The 6,237-nt window shown below is 76.9% G+C and carries 7 protein-coding genes and 1 pseudogene; 6 read left to right on the top strand and 2 right to left on the bottom strand.

Features of this window, described 5'->3' with window-relative positions:
• On the top strand, positions 1 to 219 hold a 219-nt coding region (locus ABEB16_RS11365; protein WP_345712365.1), incomplete at its 5' end, for a response regulator transcription factor.
• Positions 220 to 320: 101 nt separating this feature from the next.
• Here ABEB16_RS11365 and ABEB16_RS11360 read toward each other — a convergent pair.
• Complete coding sequence (locus ABEB16_RS11360; protein WP_345712364.1) at positions 321 to 1,196, bottom strand: HpcH/HpaI aldolase/citrate lyase family protein; 876 nt, start codon at positions 1,194 to 1,196, stop codon at positions 321 to 323.
• A gap of 247 nt (positions 1,197 to 1,443) precedes the next feature.
• On the opposite strand from ABEB16_RS11360, the gene ABEB16_RS11355 reads away from it, so the two are divergent.
• Positions 1,444 to 1,983 carry a DUF4231 domain-containing protein gene (locus ABEB16_RS11355; protein ID WP_345712363.1) on the top strand — a complete coding sequence of 180 codons (540 nt, stop codon included), beginning with the start codon at positions 1,444 to 1,446 and terminating at the stop codon, positions 1,981 to 1,983.
• Between the two features lie 13 nt (positions 1,984 to 1,996).
• Here the strand turns inward: ABEB16_RS11355 and ABEB16_RS11350 are convergent, their stop codons facing one another.
• A complete protein-coding gene (locus ABEB16_RS11350) occupies positions 1,997 to 2,554 on the bottom strand; it encodes a CGNR zinc finger domain-containing protein (RefSeq protein WP_345712362.1) in 558 nt (185 codons plus the stop codon).
• Positions 2,555 to 2,658: 104 nt separating this feature from the next.
• Here ABEB16_RS11350 and ABEB16_RS11345 point away from each other — a divergent pair, with 104 nt between their 5' ends.
• From ABEB16_RS11345 to ABEB16_RS11330, 4 genes and pseudogenes are all read left to right on the top strand, one after another.
• Entirely contained in the window at positions 2,659 to 3,528 is an 870-nt protein-coding gene (locus tag ABEB16_RS11345) for a hypothetical protein (protein WP_345712361.1), read from the top strand.
• Positions 3,529 to 3,653: 125 nt separating this feature from the next.
• Positions 3,654 to 4,949: an MFS transporter gene (locus ABEB16_RS11340; RefSeq protein WP_345712360.1), complete on the top strand. Its 1,296-nt coding sequence runs from the start codon at positions 3,654 to 3,656 to the stop codon at positions 4,947 to 4,949.
• 64 nt (positions 4,950 to 5,013) lie between these two features.
• Positions 5,014 to 5,949, top strand: a complete 936-nt coding sequence (locus tag ABEB16_RS11335; RefSeq protein ID WP_345712359.1) for a DMT family transporter — start codon at positions 5,014 to 5,016, stop codon at positions 5,947 to 5,949.
• Positions 5,946 to 6,237, top strand: a pseudogene (locus ABEB16_RS11330) (hypothetical protein); the annotation flags it as partial. The gene ABEB16_RS11335 and the pseudogene ABEB16_RS11330, both read left to right, overlap by 4 nt.

Below are 6,237 nucleotides of genomic sequence, written 5' to 3'. Positions count from 1 at the left end.
TCACCGCGCCAGCACGCGGTCCTCTGCTACCTGTCGCAGGGGTTGACGGCCGCGGCGATCGCACACCGCCTGGGCATCAGCCCCCGCACGGTGCACAAGCACCTGGAGAACCTGTACCGGGCCCTGGGCGCGGCGGACCGGCTGGACGCCGTGCTCAGGGCCCAGGGCATGGGCCTGCTGCCCGTCCTGCAGGGCTGCGAGCAGCTGGCCGGCGGCTGAGGCGCGGGGGCGCCGCGCCAGGCCGGCTCGACGCCACGCCAGGCCGGCTCGACGCCACGCCAGGCCGGCTCGACGCCCCGCCAGGCCGGCCCGACGCCCCGTCAGGCCGGCTCGACGCCGAACGCCCGGGCCAGCACCTCGATGCGGCGGGCCCGCCCGATGCGGGGCAGGTCGCTGCCGTCGCGGACGATGCGGCCGGCCTCCTCGAAGGCGCGCAGCACGTCGCGGGCCCAGGCCACGTCGGTGCCCGTGGGGCTCATGACCTCGTTGATGACGGGGGCCTGGTTGGAGTCCAGGCACAGCTTGCCCGTCATGCCCAGGGACACCGCCACCGCGGACTGCTCGCGCAGCTCCGGCAGGCCGCCGCCGACGGTGGGGCCGTCGACCGGCCCGGGCAGGTCGCCGATGCGGCTGGCGGTGACGAGCCGGGAGCGGGGGTAGGCCATCGCGAGGGCGTCGGCGCTGGCGCCGGTGTCGCGGCGGTAGTCCCCGGAGCCGAACGCCAGGCGGAAGGTGCCGCGGGCGCAGGCGATGTCGCGGGCCTCCTCGATGCCGAGGGCGGACTCCACGAGCGCCAGCACGGGGGTGGACCCGCCCAGCGCGTCGGCGGTGTCGCTGACCTGCTCGCCGCTCTCGGTCTTGGCGAGCATGACGCCCACGAGGCCGGGGACGCCCCTGAGCCGGTCCACGTCGTCCTGCCAGTGCGGGGAGGTGCGGTCGTTGATGCGCACCCAGCCCCGCCCGCCGGTGCTGAGCCAGGCGATGACGTCGGCGCGCGCGGCGTCCTTGCGGCTGGGGTCGACGGCGTCCTCGACGTCGAGCACCACCGCGTCGGTGCGGGAGGCGCGGGCGGCGTCGAAGCGCTCGGGCGTGGTGGCGGGCACGAGGAGCCACGTGCGCGCGAAGCGGGGTTCCACGACGTGGCGGCGGGCGCCCCCGGCGGGCGCCGGGGCGTCGGACGTGGGTTCGGTGGTCATGACGACCTTCCGTGGGAGGCGGGTGGGACGGCGCGACCGGCGCACCGCCGGCCGGGGGCCGGCTGCTCGGCGCCGTCCTCGGTGACGGCACGCGGACGTCCGGAACGCACCCTGCGACCCTAGCCGCCGCCCGCGCGGCGACCGGACCGGCAGCGGCGTGGCCTCGCCCACACGAGGAGCCCGCACGGGCGGCCGGGGACGGCCGCTCCCGGCTGCCGCCGCCGGGCGCCGGTGCCACGCTGGCGTGGTGGACCAGCCCGCCGCCCGCGCCGCCACCGGGACCCGCCGGGGCACCCTCGACCTGTGGGAGCTGCTCGGGGAGGAGCTGCCGGCCCCGGCGGCCCCGGCCTCGGCCGGGGAGCTGCTGTGGCGGGAGTTCAGCGCGCACCACCGCTGGTACAGCCGGGCCGCCCGGCGCAACCGGGTGGCCTACCAGGTGTTCAAGGTCGCCGCGCTCGTCGTGGGTGCGGTGGTGCCCGTGCTGGCCGCCACCGGCGCCCGGCCGTGGCTGACGGCGACCGTGGCCGCGGCGGTGGTGGCGTGCGAGGCGCTCCAGCAGCTGTTCCAGTTCCACGAGAACTGGATCTCCTACCGCACGGCGGCCGAGCAGCTGCGGCAGGAGGGCTTCGGCTACGCCGCGCACGTCGCCCCGTACGACGACCCCGCCACCCGCGACGCCCGGCTGGCCCAGGTGATGCGGGAGACGACGAGCGGGGAGGGCGCGCGCTGGGTCCGCACCGCCCGGCGCCCGCCCGCCGGGCCGGGCACCCCGTCCACCTCGCCCTGACGGCCGCGGGGGCTCAGCCCGCCGCCTCCCGCGCGCCCCGGTCGCGGGCGCGCTTGGCCCGGGCCTTGGCGATGCTGCCGCAGCTGCGGCCGCTCGCGTCGCCGCGCACCATCCGGCACCACGTCCGGCTGGCGTTGCGGCTGGTGTCGTAGAACGCGTGCGCGCAGTCCGGGCAGGCCCGCAACCGGTACCACGTGCCGTCGGCGACGGCGTCGACGACGCGGGCGAGCAGCTCGGCCGCGGCGCCGGGGTGCTGCGGGACGAGCCGCACCGGCGCGTCGCCGTCGGCCTGCAACCGGGGCGCGAGCCGGTGGCGCTCCAGCCAGCCGGCCAGGGCGACGGGCCGGGGGTCGCCGAGGGCGGCGCGCAGGTCCTCGCGCAGGGCGCGCAGCTCGTCGACCTCGCCGGGTGCGGGCACCGGCACCCCGGGCAGCGCCCGCTCCCAGGCGTCCGGGTCGGCGGCCAGGGCGTCGAGGGCGTCGGCCGGGTGGCGGGTGTCGTTCGGGATCGACCACGTGGTGAGGAGCGCCCGCACCGCCTCCAGGCGGCCGGGGGCGGCATCGGCGGACACGTCACCAGCGTACGTCTTGACCGGTGACGTGCGCGCGCGGCAGAGTCGTCACCGGTCATCCGTTTCGCCGGTGACGCAGCATCGGCCAGGCCCGAGGAGCAGCCGTGCCCGCACCACGCCCGGGAACGCACCCGCACACCGTCGTCGCCCCCGCCCCCGGCACCGGGCCGGGCTTCTGGGCCGGCGCCCCCAGCAGCGCCCCGCTGCCCGGCGGTGGCGTCGCCCTCGCCTGGCGCGAGCGCCGCGGCCACGACGGCACCGACCGCAACGTGCTGGCCGTCTCCGCCGACGGTGTCGCGTTCGAGGAGGTCGGCCGCCTGGAGAGCGCCCGCTTCGGCGCCCGCTGGGTGGAGCGGCCCACCCTGCTGCGCACCCCCGCCGGGCGCTGGCGGCTCTACGCCTGCTGCGCCTCGCCCAGCGGCCCGCAGTGGTGGATCGAGGTGCTGGAGGCCGACGACCTGCCCGGACTGGTCGACGCGCCGTCGCGGCGGGTGCTGGAGCCCGTGCCGTCGCAGGGGCCGGTGGCCGTGAAGGACCCCGTCGTGCAGGTCCGCGAGGGGATCTGGACGGCGTGGGTGTGCTGCCACCTGCTCGACGTCCCCGGCGCCGAGGACCGGATGCGCACCGACGTCGCCACCAGCACCGACGGGCTGACCTGGACGTGGCGGGGCACCGCGCTGGCCGGCACGCCGGGCGCGTGGGACGCCCGCGGGGCGCGCATCACGTGCGTGCTGCCCGACGGAACCGCCCTCTACGACGGCCGGGCCAGCCGGGAGGAGAACTGGTTCGAGCGCTCCGGCGTGGCCGCGCCGGGGCCGGGCGGGCGGCTGCGGCCGGCGCCGGGCGGGCCCGTCGACGTGCGCTACGTCGACGTCCTCCCGCTGCCCGGCGGCGGGGCCCGGCTGTACTACGAGGCCCGCACCCCCGACGGCAGCCACGAGCTGCGCACCGAGCTCGCACCGGTCGGCGCGTGAGGCGGGCGCCGGCCCGGCGGAGCGGCCTTGCGACCCGGCGACGGCCCTGCCTAGAGTGCGCCCCCGAGTGAAACGATTCACAGCACCGGTTCCGAACCGGTTCACGACGAGGTGAGGAGTCGCGCGTGCGGCTGGGCAGCAAGTCGACCACCGGGTGGAAAGCCACCGTGGCGGTCGCCATGTCGAACTACATCGAGGCCGGGTCGATCATCGCGATCGCCACCAGCCTCTCCGCCTGGCAGGAGCGCTTCGGGGTCGACGACTTCGCCGTCGGCCTGCTGGCGGCCCTCAGCGCCAACGCCTTCGGCGCGGCGGTCGGGGCCCTGATCGGCGGCCCGCTCTGCGACCGGCTGGGGCGCAAGTTCATCTACACCTACGACCTGCTGCTCTACATGGTCGGCGTCCTGCTGGCGACCTTCGCGGTGAGCTACGGGATGCTGCTCACCGCTTTCGTCCTCACCGGCATCGCCGTCGGCGCCGGGGTCCCCGCGTCGTGGACGTACATCGCCGAGGAGGCGCCGGCGCACGCCCGCGCCCGCCACGTGGGCACCGCCCAGCTGGCCTGGTCGCTGGGGCCGCTCGTCGGCTTCGCGCTGGCCATCGCCGTCGGCCCCCTCGGCCTGCTGGGCAACCGGCTCGTCTTCCTCCACCTCTTCGTCGTCGCCGCGATCACCTGGTACGTCCGCCAGGGGCTGCACGAGTCCGCCATCTGGAAGGAGGAGGGCTCCGGCACCGCGGTCGCCGGCCGGCCGCGCCGCGGGTTCCGCGAGCTGCTGTCCCACCCCGCCAACGTCAAGGCGCTGCTGCTGCTCTTCGGCGTCTACACCTTCTGGAACACCGTGGCCGGCCAGGCGGGCATCTTCATGCCGCGCGTCTACGAGGCCGCCGGCGTCACGAGCAGCACCGAGCAGAACCTGCTGCAGGTCCTCGTCTGGGGCTGCACGGTCCTCGCGACCTGGCTGGGGTTCATGCGCTACGGCGACCGCACGAGCCGGCGCGCCCTCTACGCGGTGGGCGCGGCGATCGGCATCGTGGCGTGGGGGGTGCTCGTCTTCGCCGAGGGCACGCTGGTCGACCTGCTCGCCTACGCCGTGCTGTGGGGGGTGTCGGCGGGCATCGGCGCGCAGGCGTTCTACAGCGTCTGGACCTCCGAGCTGTTCGCCACCCCGTACCGGGCCAGCGCGCAGGGCGTGCTGTTCTTCGCCGCCCGCTGCGCCGTCGGGCTGCTGAGCTACTGGTTCCCGACGCTGCTCACCCAGCAGGGCGTGCCGTTCGTCGGCAGCATCATGATCGGGCTGCTGCTCGTGGCGTTCGTGGTCGGCACCGTCTGGACCCCGAAGACCCAGGGCAAGACGCTGCAGCAGATCGAGGCCGAGCGCTACGGCCGGGTCATCGACCCGGCGCCGGCCGCGCGGTCCTGAACCACCGGGGTGGGGCGCCGGAATCCCGTGGATCGGCCGGCGCCCCTCCCCTAGCCTCCTGGCCGTGGTCACGCGCGCCGGGGGCAGCCCCGGTTCCCCCGACGTCCCGGCGCTGCTGGCGGTGGCGGTGACGGTGGTGTCGTGGGCGTCGGCGTTCGTGGTGATCCGCTGGGTGGGCCCGTCGTTCGCCCCGGCGCCGCTGGCCCTGGGCCGGCTGCTCGTCGGGGTGGTGGCCCTGGGCGCCCTGCTCGCCGTGCGCCGCCGCTGGATGGCGCCGCAACGGCGGGAGTGGGCGCTGCTGCTGCTCTGCGGCCTGGCCTGGTTCGCGGCGTACAACGTCGCCCTCAACGCCGCCGAGCGGCTGGTGGACGCCGGGACCGCGGCGATGCTCGTCAACGTCGGGCCGCTGCTCATCGCGCTGCTGGCCGGTGCGCTGCTGGGCGAGGGGTTCCCGCGCTGGCTGCTGGCCGGCGCGGGGATCGCGTTCACCGGCACCGTGCTCATCGGGGTGGCCACCGCGGGCGGCGGTTCGGCCGACGTGACCGGGGTGCTGCTGTGCCTGCTCGCGGCGCTCACCTACGCGGCGGGCGTGCTGGCGCAGAAACCGCTGCTCGCGCGGCTGCCCGCGCTGCAGGTGACGTGGACGGCGTGCACGATCGGCGCGCTGGCCTGCCTGCCCGCCGCCGGGGGGCTCGTGGACGACGCCGCCCGCGCGCCGGCGGGCGCGGTGGCGGCCCTGGTCTACCTCGGGGCGGTGCCCACCGCGCTGGCCTTCGGCACGTGGGCGTTCGCGCTGAGCCGGATGCCCGCGGGGCGGCTGGCCGTCGCCACGTACCTCTCGCCACCGCTGGCGGTGCTGGGTTCCTGGGCGCTGCTCGGCGAGGCACCACCGCTGCTGGCGCTGGCCGGCGGCGCCCTGGCGCTGGTGGGCGTGGCGCTGTCCCGCCGCACCTCCCGGCCGCGACCGGCGGCCGTCGAGACCCTCGTGGAGGACGCGTGAGCACGGGCACGGGGCTGGACCCGCGGCTGCGCTGCGCGGTAGACGCGAGCGTCGGCTGGTACGAGGACCTGTGCACCCTGCACGGGGTGGGCTCGGAACTGGTGGACGGGTTGTGGACCGCCCTGACGCCACCGCCGCCGCTGCACTCCCACGCGGTGGTGGTGGAACCCGGCCTCGGCGGCATGGCCGGGCGCGTCACCGAGCGGCTGGCGGACCGCCCCTCGGCCGGCTGCAAGGACTCCTTCGCCGAGCTGGACCTCGCGGGCGCGGGCTGGCAGGAGCTGTTCT

This window comes from Kineococcus glutinatus (genome assembly GCF_039542765.1).
GTDB lineage: Bacteria > Actinomycetota > Actinomycetes > Actinomycetales > Kineococcaceae > Kineococcus_A > Kineococcus_A glutinatus.
Note: the sequence above shows the minus strand (reverse complement) of the source record. Positions and strands in the feature narration are given on the sequence as shown.

What these genes read in the sequence shown, in the direction of transcription:
- ABEB16_RS11360 (WP_345712364.1), bottom strand. Translation starts at nt 1,196, where the DNA reads ATGACCACCGAACCCACGTCCGACGCCCCGGCGCCCGCCGGGGGCGCC.